General features: G+C 62.2%; 15 protein-coding genes. 8 read left to right on the forward strand and 7 right to left on the reverse strand.

What is annotated here, in order from left to right; all coding sequences use genetic code 11:
- Positions 1-3 precede the first annotated feature (3 nt).
- The 3 genes from queD to P9250_RS18985 all read left to right on the forward strand — a co-directional run bounded on the left by queD (position 4) and on the right by P9250_RS18985 (position 2,081).
- Positions 4-450 carry a 6-carboxytetrahydropterin synthase QueD gene (gene queD, locus P9250_RS18975; protein WP_310394567.1) on the forward strand — a complete coding sequence of 149 codons (447 nt, stop codon included), beginning with the start codon at positions 4-6 and terminating at the stop codon, positions 448-450.
- Between the two features lie 162 nt (positions 451-612).
- Positions 613-1,395, forward strand: coding sequence for an HpcH/HpaI aldolase/citrate lyase family protein (locus P9250_RS18980; RefSeq protein ID WP_244826739.1), 783 nt, complete (start codon positions 613-615; stop codon positions 1,393-1,395).
- Complete coding sequence (locus P9250_RS18985; protein WP_250491649.1) at positions 1,392-2,081, forward strand: tetratricopeptide repeat protein; 690 nt, start codon at positions 1,392-1,394, stop codon at positions 2,079-2,081. The genes P9250_RS18980 and P9250_RS18985 overlap by 4 nt, the downstream gene beginning before the upstream one ends.
- A gap of 39 nt (positions 2,082-2,120) precedes the next feature.
- Here P9250_RS18985 and rodA read toward each other — a convergent pair whose 3' ends face one another.
- From rodA to P9250_RS19010, 5 genes are all read right to left on the reverse strand, one after another.
- Positions 2,121-3,275, reverse strand: a complete 1,155-nt coding sequence (gene rodA, locus P9250_RS18990; RefSeq protein ID WP_244826741.1) for a rod shape-determining protein RodA — start codon at positions 3,273-3,275, stop codon at positions 2,121-2,123.
- Positions 3,276-3,287: 12 nt separating this feature from the next.
- Positions 3,288-5,609, reverse strand: coding sequence for a penicillin-binding protein 2 (gene mrdA, locus P9250_RS18995; RefSeq protein WP_310394572.1), 2,322 nt, complete (start codon positions 5,607-5,609; stop codon positions 3,288-3,290).
- A gap of 77 nt (positions 5,610-5,686) precedes the next feature.
- The gene (gene mreD / locus P9250_RS19000) at positions 5,687-6,199 is read right to left on the reverse strand and encodes a rod shape-determining protein MreD (RefSeq protein WP_244826743.1); all 513 of its coding nucleotides are present in this window, start codon (positions 6,197-6,199) and stop codon (positions 5,687-5,689) included.
- On the reverse strand, positions 6,196-7,314 hold the full coding sequence (gene mreC / locus P9250_RS19005; RefSeq protein WP_310394575.1) for a rod shape-determining protein MreC: 1,119 nt from the start codon (positions 7,312-7,314) through the stop codon (positions 6,196-6,198). The genes mreD and mreC overlap by 4 nt, the downstream gene beginning before the upstream one ends.
- 196 nt (positions 7,315-7,510) lie before the next feature.
- Entirely contained in the window at positions 7,511-8,554 is a 1,044-nt protein-coding gene (locus P9250_RS19010) for a rod shape-determining protein (protein ID WP_004189550.1), read from the reverse strand.
- A gap of 388 nt (positions 8,555-8,942) precedes the next feature.
- Here P9250_RS19010 and gatC point away from each other — a divergent pair, with 388 nt between their 5' ends.
- From gatC to P9250_RS19035, 5 genes are all read left to right on the forward strand, one after another.
- Positions 8,943-9,242 carry an Asp-tRNA(Asn)/Glu-tRNA(Gln) amidotransferase subunit GatC gene (gene gatC, locus P9250_RS19015; RefSeq protein WP_244826745.1) on the forward strand — a complete coding sequence of 100 codons (300 nt, stop codon included), beginning with the start codon at positions 8,943-8,945 and terminating at the stop codon, positions 9,240-9,242.
- A 90-nt stretch (positions 9,243-9,332) separates the two neighbouring features.
- On the forward strand, positions 9,333-10,826 hold the full coding sequence (gene gatA / locus P9250_RS19020) for an Asp-tRNA(Asn)/Glu-tRNA(Gln) amidotransferase subunit GatA (protein WP_310394579.1): 1,494 nt from the start codon (positions 9,333-9,335) through the stop codon (positions 10,824-10,826).
- A complete protein-coding gene (gene gatB / locus P9250_RS19025; RefSeq protein WP_250491653.1) occupies positions 10,823-12,298 on the forward strand; it encodes an Asp-tRNA(Asn)/Glu-tRNA(Gln) amidotransferase subunit GatB in 1,476 nt (491 codons plus the stop codon). Before gatA ends, gatB begins: the two co-directional genes overlap by 4 nt.
- Positions 12,299-12,436: 138 nt before the next feature.
- On the forward strand, positions 12,437-13,276 hold the full coding sequence (locus tag P9250_RS19030) for a PPK2 family polyphosphate kinase (RefSeq protein ID WP_250462594.1): 840 nt from the start codon (positions 12,437-12,439) through the stop codon (positions 13,274-13,276).
- 19 nt (positions 13,277-13,295) lie between these two features.
- Entirely contained in the window at positions 13,296-14,078 is a 783-nt protein-coding gene (locus P9250_RS19035) for an exodeoxyribonuclease III (protein WP_310394582.1), read from the forward strand.
- A 1-nt stretch (position 14,079) separates the two neighbouring features.
- On the opposite strand, the gene P9250_RS19040 is transcribed toward P9250_RS19035, so the two are convergent.
- Both P9250_RS19040 and P9250_RS19045 read right to left on the reverse strand, forming a co-directional pair.
- The gene (locus P9250_RS19040) at positions 14,080-15,018 is read right to left on the reverse strand and encodes a M48 family metallopeptidase (RefSeq protein WP_309961795.1); all 939 of its coding nucleotides are present in this window, start codon (positions 15,016-15,018) and stop codon (positions 14,080-14,082) included.
- Complete coding sequence (locus P9250_RS19045; protein WP_250462597.1) at positions 15,000-16,286, reverse strand: AmpG family muropeptide MFS transporter; 1,287 nt, start codon at positions 16,284-16,286, stop codon at positions 15,000-15,002. The genes P9250_RS19040 and P9250_RS19045 overlap by 19 nt, the downstream gene beginning before the upstream one ends.
- Between the last annotated feature and the right edge of the window lie 9 nt (positions 16,287-16,295).

Genomic DNA, 16,295 nt, shown 5'->3' on the forward strand with positions numbered 1-16,295 from the left:
GACGTGCAGACGATTACCCGAAAACTCGAATTCGATGCGGGCCACCGCATCCCCGATCACCGCAGTCAGTGCCGCAATTTGCACGGGCATCGTTATGTGCTCGAAATCACGCTGCAAGGCGATCTCGTGGATGTCGAAGGCGCGCCCGATCGCGGCATGGTCATGGACTTCGCGGATGTGAAGTCGCTCGCCATGGAGCATCTCGTCAACAAGTGGGATCACGCTTTCATCGTCTACGAAGGCGACGTGAAAGTACGCGATTTCTTGCAGTCGATGGCCGATCACAAGACCGTCGTGTTCGACCGCATTCCGACGGTCGAGAATATGGCGGCGGTCGCGTTCAAGATTCTCGCGGGAGTCTACGACGCGCATTACGGCGTCAATCTCAAGCTCAAGCGCCTTCGCTTGTACGAAACGCCCAATTGTTGGGCCGACGTGGAACACGCCTGACGCATCCGGCGGCGCGGCCCACGCCTGCGTCGCCGTCACGGTATCATCGCTCGTTGAATCGCCCGTCTTCCGCGGCGACACAAACGGAGCGCGAGTAATGCCGTCATTCCTTCCGCCGTTTTTCCGCTTCTCGAAGCGCGCCCAACTTCCAGGAGCCGCGCAATGAGCACCTTCACGAATCCCCTCAAGCAACGTCTCGCCGAACCCGGCGCGCTCTTCGGCCTGTGGCTGTCGCTCGGCAGTGCCGATGCCGCCGAAGCGCTCGCGCACGCGGGCTTCGACTGGCTGTGTATCGACATGGAGCACTCGCCGAACGATAGCCGCGACGTCGTCGATCAGTTGCGCGCGATCGCGGCGGCGCATCTGCCGAGCGAGCCGATCGTGCGCGTGCCGTTCTCCGATGGCTGGCTCGTCAAGCGCGTGCTCGACGCGGGCGCGCGCACGCTGATGTTCCCCAACGTGCAATCGGCCGAGGATGCCGCGCGCATCGTGCAGCTCACGCAGTATCCGACCGAAGCCCAGCTCGACGGCTTGCGCGGCGTCGCGGGCATGGTGCGCGCGGCTGCGTACGGCATGCGGCGCGACTACGTGACGGGCGCGAACGCGCAGATCGCGACCATCGTGCAGATCGAATCGGTGGCGGCGCTCGAAGCCGTCGACGAGATCGCGGCGACGCCCGGCATAGACTGCCTCTTCATCGGGCCCGCGGATCTCGCGGCAAGCCTCGGCCATCTCGGCGACATGAAGCACCCGGATGTGCAGGCAGCCATCGACAAGGTTGCGGCAGCCGCGAAGCGCGCGGGCATCGCGAGCGGCATTTTCGCGATCGATGTCGCTGGCGCGCGGCAATATGCGCAAGCCGGCATCAACCTGATCGCGCTCGCCGCCGACGTCATGTGGCTCCTGAAGGCGACGCGCCAGGCTTTGCAGGAGGCAAGAGCATGAACACGGCTTGGCGTGGCGGCATCGCTGCAGCCTGTTTGATGTTCGGCGCGGCGTTCGCGGCCAACGCGCAGTCGCAGACGATGCCAAAGCCGACGGACCTCGCGACGCAAAACGCCGTCGCCGATTACAACGCGGGCAATCTCGTCTCAGCGCGTTCGCAGTTCCGTCGCGCCGCGCAAAAGGGCAGCCGCCTCGCCGAATTCAATTACGCGATGATGCTGCTGAACGGCGAAGGCGGTCCCGCCAATGTCCCCGAAGGCAAGAAGTGGTTGCGTAGCGCCGCCGACGCCAACATGTCTCATGCGCAGTTCGTGTACGGCAAGATGTACGACGACGGCCAGTTCGTGGACAAGGACCCGGCGGAAGCGCATCGCTGGTTCTTGCGCGCCGCGAGTCAGGGACACGTGCAGGCGGAACTCGCGCTCGCCAACCAGTTTCTCGATGGACGCGGCACCACGCGCGACAACGAGCAGGCCTTCAACTGGTACAAGAAGGCGGCGGAAGGCGGCGACATGACCGCGCAATACGTGGCGGGATCGTTCTACGAACGTGGCGGCGATGGCGTCGAGCGCAATCTCAACGTCGCGCGTGCTTATTACGCGGCGGCGGCCGCACAAGGCGATCCGGCGGCGAAGCTCAAGTACCTGCAACTGAGCGCGGAGCTGGAAAAGCAAAAGCCGCAGTGAACATGACACTGCGGCTTTTTCGGGACACGAGGATTGAGGCTAGCCTTGCATCAATCGCTTCTGTCGCGCGACGCTCATGATGAGTCCAACAGCGACGCCGAGCGTGGTGAGCGCCGTCCCGCCGTAACTCATGAACGGCAATGGCACGCCGACCACGGGCAGAATTCCGCTCACCATGCCGATGTTGACGAACGCGTAGGTGAAGAACGCGAGCGTGAGCGAACCGGCCAATAATCGCCCGAAGAAGGTGGCGCCGTTTGCCGCGATGAACAGACCGCGCGCGATCAGCGCCATATAGAGAAAGAGCAGCACGAGCCCGCCCGCGAGGCCGAATTCCTCGGCGAACACCGCGAAGATGAAGTCCGTGTGCTTTTCGGGGATGAATTCCAGGTGCGCCTGCGTGCCCTTCAGCCAGCCCTTGCCGAGCGTGCCGCCGGAGCCGATGGCAATCACCGCCTGAATGGTGTGAAAGCCTTTGCCGAGCGGGTCTGAAGTCGGATCGAGCAGCGTGCAGATACGATGCTTTTGATAGTCGTGCATCATCGGCCAGTTCACTTCGGGCTGGCAGATGCGGTTCTGGAACACCGCCACGCACGCGATGACGACCACGGCCGCCGCGAGCACCGGCACGATCAGCTTGAAACTGAGTCCCGCGAAATAGATCACGAACATGCCCGCCGCGAACACGAGCACTGCCGTCCCGAGGTCCGGCTGCTTGGCGATCAGCGCAACGGGCAGCAGCAGAATGACGAACCCAGCAACGTAATCCCACCAGCGAATGTTGCCTTCACGCCGCTGGTAATACCACGCGAGCATGAGCGGCATCGCTATCTTCATGATTTCCGACGGCTGGATCACCACGCCGACATTGAGCCAGCGTTTTGCACCCTTGCGCGTGAGCCCGAACGCCGCGACCGCTATCAGCAGCGCCACGCCGACGGTGTACAGCGGGACGGCGAAGCGCATCAGCGTTTGCGGCGGGATATTGGCGAGCACCCACATCAGCCCGAAGGTCAGCATGATGTTGCGCAGTTGGTCTTCCACGCGGCCCGGCATGTCGATACTCGCGCTATACAGGGTCACGATTCCCACGCACAGCAACAAGAAGACGATCAGCGCGAGCGGCTTGTCGAAGCCCGCGAACATGCGCTTTGCGTGCTCTTTCCAGACGTGCTTGTCGAAGGTGAGTTGCATGCCGGTCATCCTTTATTCGTCGATACCGCCGGACGGCGCCAGCGTGCGCACGGCGTCGTTCGGGTTGCTGCGGACCATCGTCGGCGTGGGCTCGGCGGGTCGTTTGTTCGGCGCGGGCTTGCGGCCCGGCGCGGACGCGGGCAACGCCGCGGCAGGCGCCGAAGCGACGCGCGCATTCGCGGCCCGTGCTGAAGACGCCGCCGCTGGCGCCGAAGCGATGCGCGCGTTCGCTGCTTTCGGCGATGATGCAGGCAACGCCGGCGCCGATGCAGCCCGAGCCACCGCCGGATTCGACGCCGCCAGCGGCGAGAACGCCGGCGACGCGTTCACCACCGAGGCAGGCAGCGCCGCCGCGACGGGCGATTGCGTGCCGCCGATCATCGGCAGGCCGGCGTCCGTGGTCGCGGATGCGGCGGCTTCGATCGCGGCCGCCTCGGCGCCAGGCTTCAGGCGATCGACCAGATAATAGTCGAGCACCTTGCGCGCGACCGGCCCCGCCGATTCCGCGCCCCAGCCGCCATTTTCGACGATCAGCGCAAGCGCGATCTTCGGCTGCTCGGCCGGCGCAAACGCGATGAACAACGCGTGGTCGCGCAAATGCTCGGCCGTCGCGTGACCGTGATAGTTCGCGCCCTGCAGCGAGTAAACCTGCGCGGTTCCGGTCTTGCCCGCTGCCTGATAAGGCGCGCCCACGAAGAGCTTCGCGGCCGTACCGTTCGTGATGACGCCTTCCATTGCGCGCTTGATGAAGTCGACGTCTTGCTGGCGCACGGAAATCTTGTCGCTCGGGTCGCGCACCACGACGCGCATGGCCTTCGTCAGCGGATTCTCGATGTCGCGCACCAGGTGCGGCTTCATCACGACGCCGTTATTGGCAAGCGTCGCCGTGGCGTGCGCGAGTTGCAGGATGGTGAACGAGTTGTAGCCCTGCCCGATGCCAAGGCTGATCGTTTCGCCTTCGTACCAGCGTTGCTGCTCCGGCTTGCGATACGCCTTGCGCTTCCATTCCGTCGACGGAAGAATGCCGCGCGCCTCACCCGAAATGTCGATCCCGGTAATTTGGCCGAATCCCCACGGCTTCATGAAGCCGGCCATTGCGTTCACGCCGAGGTCGCGCGCGAGCATGTAGAAGTACGTGTCGTTCGACACGACGATCGCGCGATTCATGTCCACCCAGCCCTGACCCGAGCGCACGTCGTTGCGGAACGTGTGACCGCCGAACGTGAAGAACCCGGGGTCTTGAAAGCCCCAGCCGGGCGTGCGCTTGTGCAGCGTGAGCGCGGCGAGCGCCATGAACGGCTTATAGGTCGAGCCCGGCGGATACGTGCCATGCAGCGGACGATTCAGCAACGGATGATCGGGCGAGTTGTTGAGCGCGTCCCACGTCTGCTGATCAATGCCATCTACGAAGGAATTCGGATCGAAGCTCGGCGCGGACACGAACGCGAGCACGTCGCCCGTCGATGGCTCGATTGCCACGAGCGCGCCGCGCTTACCCGCGAATGCTTGCTCGGCGACCTGCTGCAGCCCGATATCGAGCGACAACACGAGGTTGTTGCCGGGCGTCGCCTGCGTGCGCGACATCGTGCGGACCGGGCGGCCGCCCGCCGTGACTTCGACTTCCTCGAAACCTGTCAGACCATGCAGTTCGGTTTCGTAGCTCTGCTCGACCCCGATCTTGCCGACGTAATCCGTGCCCTTGTAGTTGTTGGCGTCGAGACGCGGATCGTAGTGATCGGAGGCTTCGTCGTTGGCGTCGCTCGCGTCGTCGATACGCTCCTGATCGCGCTGCGAAATTCGCCCGATATAGCCGATGACGTGCGCGGCCGTCATGCCGAGCGGATATTGCCGGAAGAGCCGCGCGCGCACTTCGACGCCCGGAAAGCGGTAATGCTGCGCGGTGAACTTGGCGACTTCGTCGTCGGTGAGACGCGTGCGGATTGGCAGGCTTTCGAAGTTCTTCGAGTCTTCCAGCAGCTTCTTGAAACGCCGGCGATCGCGTGAATCGATAGGAATGACTTGCGAGAGTGCGTCGATGGTGTCGTCGAGCGACGCGGTGATCTTGGACGGCGTGATTTCGAGCGTGTAAGCGGAATAGTTCTTCGCCAGCACCACGCCGTTGCGATCGGTGATGATGCCGCGGTTCGGCACGATCGGCGCCACGGAGATGCGGTTCTCGTTTGCCTGCAACGAGTATTTGCTGAAGTTCCAGACCTGCAGATAGAGGAAACGCAGGCCGATCAAACCGAAGCAGACGAACACGAACATTCCCGCCGCCGCGACGCGCAGGCGGAATCTGGACAACTGTTGCTCGGTGTTCTTTATTTCGGTCATGCAGCTTTCGCGGTGGGTCGCGATTCAAGTGTAGTCCGCGCGCGTTCGCATCGGGGGCGGCACGCGCGCGGTGGCGCTCAGATCGGGCGCGTATCGTCGGGATCGGCGGCGCGTCGTTGCGGTATCAGCAGCAGAAAACTCGTGACCGGCCAGAGCGCGGCTTCGACAAATCCGTTGACGAGATAACTCCAGCCGGGAAACGCGGCGCCCGTCATCAGGCGGATCACGAACGGCACGAGATGCGCGCCCACCAGAAGCGGCGCGACGACGAAGGTTTGTACAGGCAGGGACATCCACAGGACACGCCTGTGAATGGTAATCGCGCCATAAGACAACAAGGTATAAGCCAGCGCATGTTCGCCGAGCAGATTCGCGTTATGCACGTCCATCAACAGCCCAAGCAGAAACGCGATGCCCATGCCTACTTTGCGCGGTTGATGGACGTTCCAGAACAGCAGCACGAGCGCGACGAAATCCGGTATGCCGATAAGCCGGCCCCAAGGCACCAGATTCAGCAGAAACGCTGCAGCGAGGCTGAAGGTGATGAAGTACGGATTGACCGGCTGAAGAATGTATTGCGGGCGGTTCATTGCGCGGCCCTCGCGGATGCGGGCTTAGGCATATGCGCTTTTCGCGATGGCCGGGCGGTAGCGGCCGAGGCGGCTTTCGGCGCGGCAGGTTTCGCGCCGGGCTTTTCCACGGCAGCGGGAGCGGATACCGGAGCGGCAGCCGACGCGGCCGACGTCGCCGATGCGCCGCTTGCACCTTCGGCGGAGACCGTGGCCTTCGCCGTAGGCTTCTTCTTGCCCTTGTTCTCTTTCGCTTCCTTTGCGGCGGCGGCGGCTTCGACTTCGATCGGATTCGGCGGCACGTTCACGTTGTAATGCAGCACGAGCAACTGACGCGCGCCGCGAACAGCGGCAATAGGCACGCAGACGACGCGCGCGAATGCCGTATCCGCTTGCTTGTCGACGCGCAGCACTTTGGCCACCGCGAGTCCCGGCGGATAGATGCCATCAAGACCGCTCGTCACGAGCTCGTCGCCAGCTTGGACGTCGGCGCTGATCGGCACGAAGCGCAGGTCGAGCGTGTCGCCTTTCGGCGTGCCGTAGATCACGCTGCGCAAACCCGTGCGCGCGATCTGCACCGGCACCGCTTGATCCTTGTCTGTCAGCAGCGTGACTTCCGATTGCAACGGAAACACGCGCGTGACCTGACCGATCACGCCGTCTTCTGTCACGACGGGCGCGCCATCCTGGATGTTTTGCTGCGAACCCTTGCCGATCACGACTTTCTGCGTGAAAGGATCGCGCGTGTCGTATTGGATTTCGACGGGCGTGGTTTGCGTCGTCGCGCGCGATTGCAGATTCAGCAATGCACGCAGATGCGCGTTCTCAGCCGAAAGCTGAGAGGCATCGCCCGCCTTGACGGACAGGTCCAGATTCTTGTCGGAGAGCTTGCGGTTCTCGCTGCGCAAGGTGGCGCTCGTAACCGCGAGGTCGGCCGCGCCCATGAAGATGTCGCGTGGCACGAGCGCCGCGCGTTGCAGCGGATAGAGGCCGGCGCCGAGCATGCCGCGCGCAATTTCCAGCGTATTGAACCGCGCATCCGAAACGAGCAATGCGATGGCGAGCACCACAAAGAAGATCAGTCGCGCGAGCGCGGAAGGGCCTTGCTTGAAAAGTGGCGGCGGACTGTATTCCATGGTCGGCGCCGAGGGCGTGAGCGGGTGGATCGATGCTGCAGGTTTGCCGGTTTCGGCTGAGCCTGCCCTACGCTGTTTCAACAACGGCCCGGACATGAGCCGGGCCGTGCGCGCGTCGCGTTACGCGGGTGCGTTCAGACTGTGCGTTGAAGACCGTGAGGTCGTGGAACAGCAAAGTCTGGAGGTCACGGCCGTATCACTCGTAGGAGAAGATACTGCCGAGCTTGTCCATGCGTTCGAGCGCCATGCCCGAACCGCGCACGACGCAGGTCAGCGGATCTTCCGCGACCAGCACCGGCAAGCCAGTTTCTTCCGCGAGCAGACGGTCGAGATCGCGCAACAGCGCGCCGCCGCCAGTCAGCATCATGCCGCGTTCGGCGATATCCGCGCCGAGTTCCGGCGGAGTTTGTTCCAGCGCGATCTTCACCGACGAGACGATCTGATTCAGCGGGTCGGTCAGCGCTTCGAGAATTTCGTTGCTGGAAATGGTGAAGCTGCGCGGAATGCCTTCGGAAAGATTGCGGCCCTTGACTTCCATCTCCTTCACTTCGGAGCCGGGGAACGCCGAACCGATTTCCTTCTTGATGGCTTCAGCCGTTTGCTCGCCGATCAACATGCCGTAGTTGCGACGGATGTAGTTGACGATGGCTTCATCGAATTTGTCGCCGCCAACGCGCACCGAGCCTTTGTACACGATGCCGCCAAGCGAGATGACGCCGACTTCCGTCGTGCCGCCGCCGATGTCGACGACCATGGAACCCGTGGCTTCCGAGACCGGCAGACCTGCGCCGATGGCAGCGGCCATGGGTTCTTCAATGAGATAAACCTGCGAGGCGCCCGCGCCGTGCGCTGCTTCCTTGATGGCGCGGCGCTCGACTTGCGTGGACCCGCACGGCACGCAGATGATGATGCGCGGCGACGGCGAGAACATGCGGGATTCATGTGCAGTCTTGATGAACTGCTTGATCATCTGCTCGGTAACGGTGAAGTCGGCGATCACGCCGTCCTTCATCGGGCGGATGGCCTCGATGTTGCCCGGCACTTTCCCGAGCATCTGTTTGGCTTCCTTGCCGACTGCCTGAATGGTCTTCTTGCCGTTCGGGCCGCCTTCCTGGCGAATTGAAACGACCGATGGCTCGTCGAGAACGATGCCCTTGCCGCGCATGTAGATCAGCGTGTTGGCGGTGCCGAGGTCAATCGCCAGGTCGTTGGAAAAGTAGCTGCGCAAAAAACCGAACATTCAAAAATCCTGTCTCGCTGGGTGGCCGTGCGTCGCTATGAGCGCCGGGGACGGCAGCGGAAAAAATAACGGTTTGCCGGGGCGGCGAAGGTTCGCCGTGAAGTGCAAATCCGCGAGGAAATCTACCGCAGGATGAGACGTGTCGCGTAAACGTTTCTCGCAATTTAACGATTCAAGGAGAAAGCCGCTGGCAGGTCAATCCAGATGTGAGTCGAACGTGTAATGATACCTTATAATTTGGGCGTATCTATAGGAAAAGGATGGCACTTTTTGCCGTCGCCAGTCTGCTTTTTAGCGCTTTTCTCAGGATCGCAACGCGCGCCGCAAACGATCGCGGCGCAGTGTGTTTTCGAGATTGGGAAGTCCACGCTTATCTCCGGTGATTTTCATGTCTTTGACCCTGACCGACGTAAAACGTATCGCGCATCTCGCGCGGCTCGAGTTGCCCGAACACGAGGCAGAACCCACGCTCGCGCGCCTGAATGACTTCTTCGGTCTCGTCGAACAGATGCAGGCCGTGGATACCTCCGGCATCGAACCGCTTGCGCATCCGATCGAACAGATCGAGGAAGTCGCGCTGCGCCTGCGCGACGACGCAGTTTCAGAGCGCGTCGAGCGCGAAGAGTTCCAGCGCAGTGCGCCAGCCGTTCAAGACGGGCTGTATCTGGTGCCGAAGGTCATCGAATAACGCAATCGAACAAGTAACGCGTCGGGCGTATCCAGCGCCGAAACGACACTCCCGCGCGGCGTTCACCGCCGCGCTCATCAGGGAACTGCAATGCATCAGAAAAGTTTGACCGAACTGCGCGCCGCGCTCGACTCCAAGGAAATCTCCGCGGTCGAGCTGGCGCAGTCGTATCTGCAGCGCATCGAGGCCGCGAAGAATCTGAACGCCTTCATCGGCATGGACCGCGACCTCACGCTCGCTCAGGCTAAAGCCGCCGACGCGCTCATCGCGGAAGGAAAGGCTGGCGCGCTCACCGGTTTGCCGATTGCGCACAAGGACGTGTTCGTGACGCGCGGCTGGGCATCCACGGCCGGTTCGCACATGCTCGAAAACTACGCGAGCCCGTTCGATGCCACCGTCGTCGATCGCTTGAAGCAAGCGGGCATGGTCTGTCTCGGCAAGACCAACATGGACGAGTTCGCCATGGGTTCGTCCAATGAGAATTCGTACTTCGGCGCGGTGAAAAATCCGTGGGACCTGAAGGCCGTGCCGGGCGGTTCTTCGGGCGGTTCGGCCGCTGCCGTCGCCGCGCGTCTTGCACCCGCCGCCACCGGCACCGACACGGGCGGCTCCATTCGTCAGCCCGCGTCGTTCACCGGCATCACCGGCATCAAGCCGACTTACGGCCGCGTGTCGCGTTACGGCATGATCGCGTTCGCGTCGTCGCTGGATCAGGGCGGGCCGATGGCTCAGACCGCCGCGGACTGCGCGCTCTTGCTCAACGCAATGGGTGGCTTCGACGAACGCGACTCCACCAGCCTGCAACGCGACAGCGAAGACTACACGCGCCATCTCGGCCAGACGTGGAACGGCGGCGACGCGCAAAAGCCGCTCGCCGGATTGCGTATCGGCATGCCGAAGGAGTACTTCGGCGCAGGCCTTGCCGACGACGTGCGCGCCGCCATCGACGCCGCGTTGAAGCAATACGAAGCGCTCGGCGCGACGCTCGTCGAAGTATCGTTGCCGAAGACCGAGCTTTCCATTCCCGTGTACTACATCATCGCGCCGGCGGAGGCCTCGTCGAATCTGTCGCGTTTCGACGGCGTGCGCTACGGGCATCGCGCGGCGCACTACACGGACTTGCTCGACATGTACAAGAAGTCGCGCGCGGAAGGCTTCGGTCCCGAAGTGAAGCGGCGCATTCTGGTTGGCACGTACGTGTTGTCGCATGGCTACTACGACGCGTATTACCTTCAGGCGCAGAAGATTCGCCGCATCATCGCGCGCGATTTCCAGGAAGCGTTCAAGCGGTGCGACGTCATCATGGGACCGGTCGCGCCGTCGGTCGCGTGGAATCTCGGCGAGAAGGCCGACGATCCCGTGCAGATGTATCTCGCCGATATCTACACGCTCTCCGTGAGCCTCGCGGGTCTGCCCGGCATGAGCGTGCCGTGCGGTTTCGGCGCGGGCGCGAATGCGAATCGGCCGGTCGGTCTGCAGATCGTCGGCAACTATTTCAACGAAGCCCGGATGCTTCAGGTCGCCGACGCGTTCCAGCGCGCGACCGACTGGCATGCCAAGGCACCATCGGCAGCGGGAGTATGAGCATGCAGTGGGAAGTCGTCATCGGTCTGGAAACGCATGCGCAGTTATCCACCGTTTCCAAGATTTTCTCGGGCGCGGCAACGCAGTTCGGCGCGGCGCCGAACACGCAAGCCTGTCCCGTCGATCTCGCGTTGCCGGGGGTGCTGCCCGTGATGAATCGCGGCGCGGTCGAACGCGCGATTCGCTTCGGCTTGTCGATCGGCGCTCATATCGCGCCGCGCAGTGTCTTCGCGCGCAAGAACTACTTCTATCCGGATTTGCCGAAGGGCTATCAGATCAGCCAGTACGAGATTCCTGTCGTGCAGGGCGGTCAGCTCACCATCCAGGTTCCAGCCAATGAAAAGGCCGGCAAGGACGCATACGAGAAGACCGTCAATCTGACGCGCGCTCACCTCGAGGAAGACGCGGGCAAGTCGCTGCACGAAGACTTCGCGGGCATGACGGGCATCGATTTGAATCGCGCGGGCACGCCGCTGCTCGAGATCGTCACCGAGCCGGAAATGCGCAGCGCGGCGGAAGCGGTTGCGTATGCGAAGGCGTTGCATGGTCTCGTCGTGTGGCTCGGCATCTGCGACGGCAACATGCAGGAAGGCTCGTTCCGTTGCGATGCCAACGTGTCGGTGCGCCCGGTCGGTCAGAAGGAATTCGGCACGCGCGCGGAGATCAAGAACCTGAACTCGTTCCGGTTCCTCGAAGAAGCGATTCAATATGAAGTGCGCCGTCAGATCGAACTGATCGAAGACGGCGGCACCGTCGTGCAAGAGACGCGTCTTTACGATCCCGACAAGCGCGAAACACGCTCCATGCGCAGCAAGGAAGACGCGCACGACTACCGCTATTTTCCCGACCCGGACTTGATGCCCCTGGTTATCGAGGAAAGCTGGGTGGCGCGCGTGAAGTCGGAACTGCCGGAGTTGCCAGCCGACATGCAGAAGCGTTTCGCCGAAACGTACGGCTTGACGCCTTACGACGCCGGCGTGCTCACATCGTCGAAGGCAATGGCTTCATATTTCGAAGCCGTCGTGCAGGCGGCGGGCGCGGCGCAGGCGAAGATCGCCGCAAATTGGCTCATGGGCGACGTCTCCGCGCAACTGAACCGCGAATCGCTCGACATCGGCGAGTCGCCGGTCGCGGCGGCGCAACTCGCGCTGCTTCTGCAACGCATTGCGGATGGCACCATCTCCAACAAAATCGCGAAGGACATTTTCCAGGCGATCTGGGACGAGAAGGCGACCGACGTGGGCGCGGCGGACCGCATCATCGAAGCCAAGGGGCTCAAGCAGATTTCCGATACCGGCGCGCTCGAAGCGATCATCGACGAGGTGCTCGCGGCGAACCAGAAATCGGTGGAAGAATTCCGCGCGGGCAAGGAAAAGGCGTTCAACGCGCTGATCGGCCAGGCAATGAAGGCGACCAAGGGCAAGGCAAACCCGCAGCAGGTAAACGAGCTTCTGAAGAAAAAGCTATCCTGAGCAAGCACTTGGGCGAAATCCTCCGCGTCGACGGAGAGCCGGTCGCCTGGAAGTAGCACGACGAACGGGCTGTTGCCGTCTAGCTTGGCAGCGGCCCGTTTTCATTGGCGTTTCGGGATAGAACAAAAGGTTGGCGACATGGCAAAGAAACCGTCTCTGGACGACTTCCTCGTCCCGTATTTCGATGACGACAAGAAGCTCAAGCCCTTCGATCTGAGTTCGATCGATCCATCCGGCAAGCCGTTTTCGAACGGCTCGAAAGACGAAGACCGCGACCGGCTCGCGGCAATCGGCGCGCAGCTCGACGACCTGCAGGAGAAGCTGCACGCACAGCGTCTTCGGCGCGTGCTGCTCGTGCTGCAAGGCATGGACACGAGCGGCAAGGACGGTACGGTGCGCGCGGTGTTCCATGACGTCGATCCGCTCGGCTTGCGCATCGTGCCGTTTCGCGCGCCCTCCGAGCGCGAGGCCTCGCACGATTTCCTCTGGCGCGTGCACGCGCAGGCGCCGATGGCCGGCGAGTTCGCTGTCTTCAATCGCAGCCACTATGAAGACGTGCTCGTGCCGCGCGTGATGAAGTCTATCGACGATGACGAATGCGAGCGCCGTTACCGGCATATTCGCGAGTTCGAGGCGTTGCTCGCGGATAGCGGTACGACCATCGTCAAATGCTTTCTGCATATTTCGAAGGACGAGCAGCGCGAGCGCTTGCAAGCGCGTATCGACGATCCGACCAAGCACTGGAAGTTCGATGTCTCCGATCTCGACGCGCGCAAGCTGTGGGACGAATATCAGCGCTCGTATGAGCTGGCGTTAGGCGCGACCTCGACCGAATACGCGCCGTGGTACATCATTCCCGGCGATTCGAAACCGCATCGCAACGTGATGGTCGCGGAGCTTTTGCTGCGCACGATGCAGGGCATGAAACTCGAATTTCCGGCCGCCAAGGAATCGCTCAAGGGCGTGAAGGTCGAATAAACAAGGAAAGAGGACAAGTATGTTTCGGGTGATTACCGCCAATCTGAATGGCATCCGTTCGGCGGCCAAGAAAGGTTTCTTCGACTGGTTTGGCGAGCAGAAATCGGACGTCGTGTGCGTGCAGGAAATCAAGTGTTCGCAGGACGATCTCACGCCGGAGTTTCTCGCGCCGCATGGTTTCAAGGGTTATTTCCAGCACGCGGTGAAGAAGGGTTATAGCGGCGCGGGTTTGTACACGCGTCACGAGCCGGACGATGTCGTGATCGGCTTCGGCAGTGCGGAGTTCGATCCCGAAGGACGTTACGTGGAAGCGCGTTTCGGCAAGCTGTCCGTGGTGTCGGTGTATGTCCCGTCCGGGTCGAGCGGCGAAGAGCGGCAGCAGGCGAAGTATCGTTTCATGGACGAATTCATGCCGCATCTCGCCGGGCTTTCGCAAGAGCGTGAGGTGATCGTGTGCGGTGACGTGAATATCGTGCACAAGGAAATTGACATCAAGAACTGGAAGAGCAACCAGAAGAACTCGGGTTGTCTGCCGCAAGAGCGCGAGTGGCTCACGAAGCTTTTCGACGATGTCGGTTACGTCGATGTCTTTCGCACGCTCGACCAGCGTGCCGAGCAATACACGTGGTGGAGCAATCGCGGGCAGGCGTACGCGAAGAACGTGGGGTGGCGTATCGACTATCAAATCGCGACGCAGGAAGTCGCGGCGACCGCCAAGAAGACTTCCATTTTCCGCGACATCAAATTCAGCGATCACGCGCCGCTGACTATCGATTACAACTGGAAGATTGGGAAGAACTAGGCTAACGCCCACCCTTCTTAAACCGCCCCAAACCGCCGTAATTCGGCAACTGGTCGATGCTCTTTCCCACCGCTTTCGCATACAGCGGCATCATGTCCGGCAGGCGCTTGAGCAAGTCCTGCCGGCGCTCCGGCCCATACGGATGCATCCAGATGAAACCGTTGTCGGAGTGTCGCGTGGCGGTATCGATCTTGTTCCACAAGGTGATGGCCGCGCGCGGATCGTAACCTGCGCGCGAAGCAATCTCACTGCCGATGACATCCGCTTCGGTCTCGTCGGCGGGGGCGTATTTCATGGCCAGCAACTGATCGCCGATGCCAAGCGGCTGCGAACCGTAATCGGTAAAGCCGAAAAGCTGCGGCATGGTACCCGACGACAACTGCTGCGCCTGCTGCCGCCCGAGCCGTTCGCGCGCATGTTCGCGCAGCGCGTGCGCGATCTCATGGCCGATCATCATGCCGATCTCGTTGTCGTTCAGATGCAGCTTGTCGATGAGCCCGCTATACACCACGATCTTGCCGCCCGGCAAACAGTACATGCGCACTTCGGGCGACTTGATGACGTTGATTTCCCACTTCCAGTTCTTCGCGCGGTCATTCCACTTGAGCGCGAACGGAATCTCGTGAGTGGCGATATCGCGCACGCGCTTGACGAGCGGATTGTCATTGCCGAGCAGTGTCTTGTTGCGCTCGGCGTCGTGAATGATCTGTGCATATTCATCGCTCGCCTGCTGTTCGAGCGTCGCGGGCGGAATCAGATTGCGGAACAACGCCGAGTTGCCGAAGCGGATCTGGCTGTTCGGCGCCGTGTAAGGCGGCGCGCGCTCTTCGTCCTGCGCGCGCGCGGACATGGGCGCGAGCGTCGCCAGCATGAGCGCGCAGATGAGCGCGCCAAGCGTGGGCCGGGCCGGCATCGATACCGTCATCGTGGCGTTCTCCATGGCGCGATCTTCGGCAACAGTAGCATGCCGGGTATGGACAGCGCGACGCACACCATGAAGTACGGAAACCATCCTGTTTCACTCACGATAAAGCCGCTGCCCGCCGCCGCGAAAGTCCGTGGCACGGCGGCGAGGCTCGTGAAGAGCGCGAACTGAGTCGCGGTGTAGCGCGGATCGGTCGTGCTCGCGATATAGGCCGTGAATGTGGCGAGCGTGAGGCCCGTCGCGAACGTTTCGAAGCCGTAAAGCACCGCGAGCGCGGCGGGCGACGGCCCGATTTTCGTGAGCCACGCAAAGCCGAGCGTCGCGATGATCTGCAAGAAGCCGAAGACCCAGAGTCCGCGCGCAATGCCGATCTTCACGAGGCAGATACCGCCGATCAAGCCGCCCGCGATGCTCGCCCAGAACGCCACCGCTTTCGCTATCACGCCGATCTGCGTGAGCGTGAAGCCTACGTCGATGAAGAACTTCGTGGCAAGCGCGGTCGCCATGGTGTCGCCGAGCTTGTAGAGGAAGATGAAGCCCAGCACCAGCAGCGCGGATTGCCAGCCATTGCGCGTGATGAACTCGTGGAACGGCTCGACGATCGCCTCGCGCAACGTCTTGGGTGGCGCGCCGTGAATGGCCGGCTCCTTGACCACGAGCGTCATGATGAGGCCCGGCAGCATGAACGCGGCGGTGATCAGAAACACGGTCTTCCACGGAAGAACGTTCGTGAGAATCAGCGAAAGCGAGCCAGGCACGAGCCCCGCCACTTTGTACGCGTTGACATGAACCGCGTTGCCGAGACCTTGCTCGGTATCGGCGAGCAGTTCGCGGCGGTACGCATCGATGACGATATCCTGACTCGCACTGAAGAACGCGACGAGCGCGGCGATGGCCGCAACCGCCCACAGGTTCTGCGCGGGCGAAAAGAACCCGAAGGAGCCGATAGCCACCATCACGAGCACTTGCGTGACGAACATCCAGCCGCGCCGCCGGCCCGGACGCCAGCCCGGAAAGCGCGGAATGAAGCGGTCCATCAGCGGCGACCAGACGAACTTCCACGTATAGGGAAGCCCGATCAGCGCGAAGAGGCCGATCTCCTTGACGTTGACGCCCGCAGTCGAGAGCCACGCCTGCAACAGGCTGTAGAGCGTGAAGAGCGGCAGTCCGGACGTGAAGCCGAGAAAGACGCAAATGAGGATGCGCGCGTTGAGGAACGCGTGCAAGCCGGGATCTTCTTCGTGAGCTGTAAGAGCGGGCGCCTCGCGTGGCGTTTCGGGCATATCGATGTG

The sequence above is a fragment of the Caballeronia sp. LP006 genome (genome assembly GCF_031450995.1).
Classification (GTDB): domain Bacteria; phylum Pseudomonadota; class Gammaproteobacteria; order Burkholderiales; family Burkholderiaceae; genus Caballeronia.

Excerpts from the sequence above, each read along its gene's own strand:
- P9250_RS19035 (WP_310394582.1), top strand. The coding sequence starts at position 13,296 with ATGTTTCGGGTGATTACCGCCAATCTGAATGGCATCCGTTCGGCGGCC.
- P9250_RS18980 (WP_244826739.1), top strand. The coding sequence starts at position 613 with ATGAGCACCTTCACGAATCCCCTCAAGCAACGTCTCGCCGAACCCGGC.
- P9250_RS19045 (WP_250462597.1), bottom strand. The coding sequence starts at position 16,286 with ATGCCCGAAACGCCACGCGAGGCGCCCGCTCTTACAGCTCACGAAGAA.
- mreC (WP_310394575.1), bottom strand. The coding sequence starts at position 7,314 with ATGGAATACAGTCCGCCGCCACTTTTCAAGCAAGGCCCTTCCGCGCTC.
- gatB (WP_250491653.1), top strand. The coding sequence starts at position 10,823 with ATGAGCATGCAGTGGGAAGTCGTCATCGGTCTGGAAACGCATGCGCAG.
- gatA (WP_310394579.1), top strand. The coding sequence starts at position 9,333 with ATGCATCAGAAAAGTTTGACCGAACTGCGCGCCGCGCTCGACTCCAAG.
- gatC (WP_244826745.1), top strand. The coding sequence starts at position 8,943 with ATGTCTTTGACCCTGACCGACGTAAAACGTATCGCGCATCTCGCGCGG.
- P9250_RS19010 (WP_004189550.1), bottom strand. The coding sequence starts at position 8,554 with ATGTTCGGTTTTTTGCGCAGCTACTTTTCCAACGACCTGGCGATTGAC.
- mreD (WP_244826743.1), bottom strand. The coding sequence starts at position 6,199 with ATGAACCGCCCGCAATACATTCTTCAGCCGGTCAATCCGTACTTCATC.
- P9250_RS18985 (WP_250491649.1), top strand. The coding sequence starts at position 1,392 with ATGAACACGGCTTGGCGTGGCGGCATCGCTGCAGCCTGTTTGATGTTC.
- P9250_RS19030 (WP_250462594.1), top strand. The coding sequence starts at position 12,437 with ATGGCAAAGAAACCGTCTCTGGACGACTTCCTCGTCCCGTATTTCGAT.
- mrdA (WP_310394572.1), bottom strand. The coding sequence starts at position 5,609 with ATGACCGAAATAAAGAACACCGAGCAACAGTTGTCCAGATTCCGCCTG.
- rodA (WP_244826741.1), bottom strand. The coding sequence starts at position 3,275 with ATGCAACTCACCTTCGACAAGCACGTCTGGAAAGAGCACGCAAAGCGC.
- P9250_RS19040 (WP_309961795.1), bottom strand. The coding sequence starts at position 15,018 with ATGGAGAACGCCACGATGACGGTATCGATGCCGGCCCGGCCCACGCTT.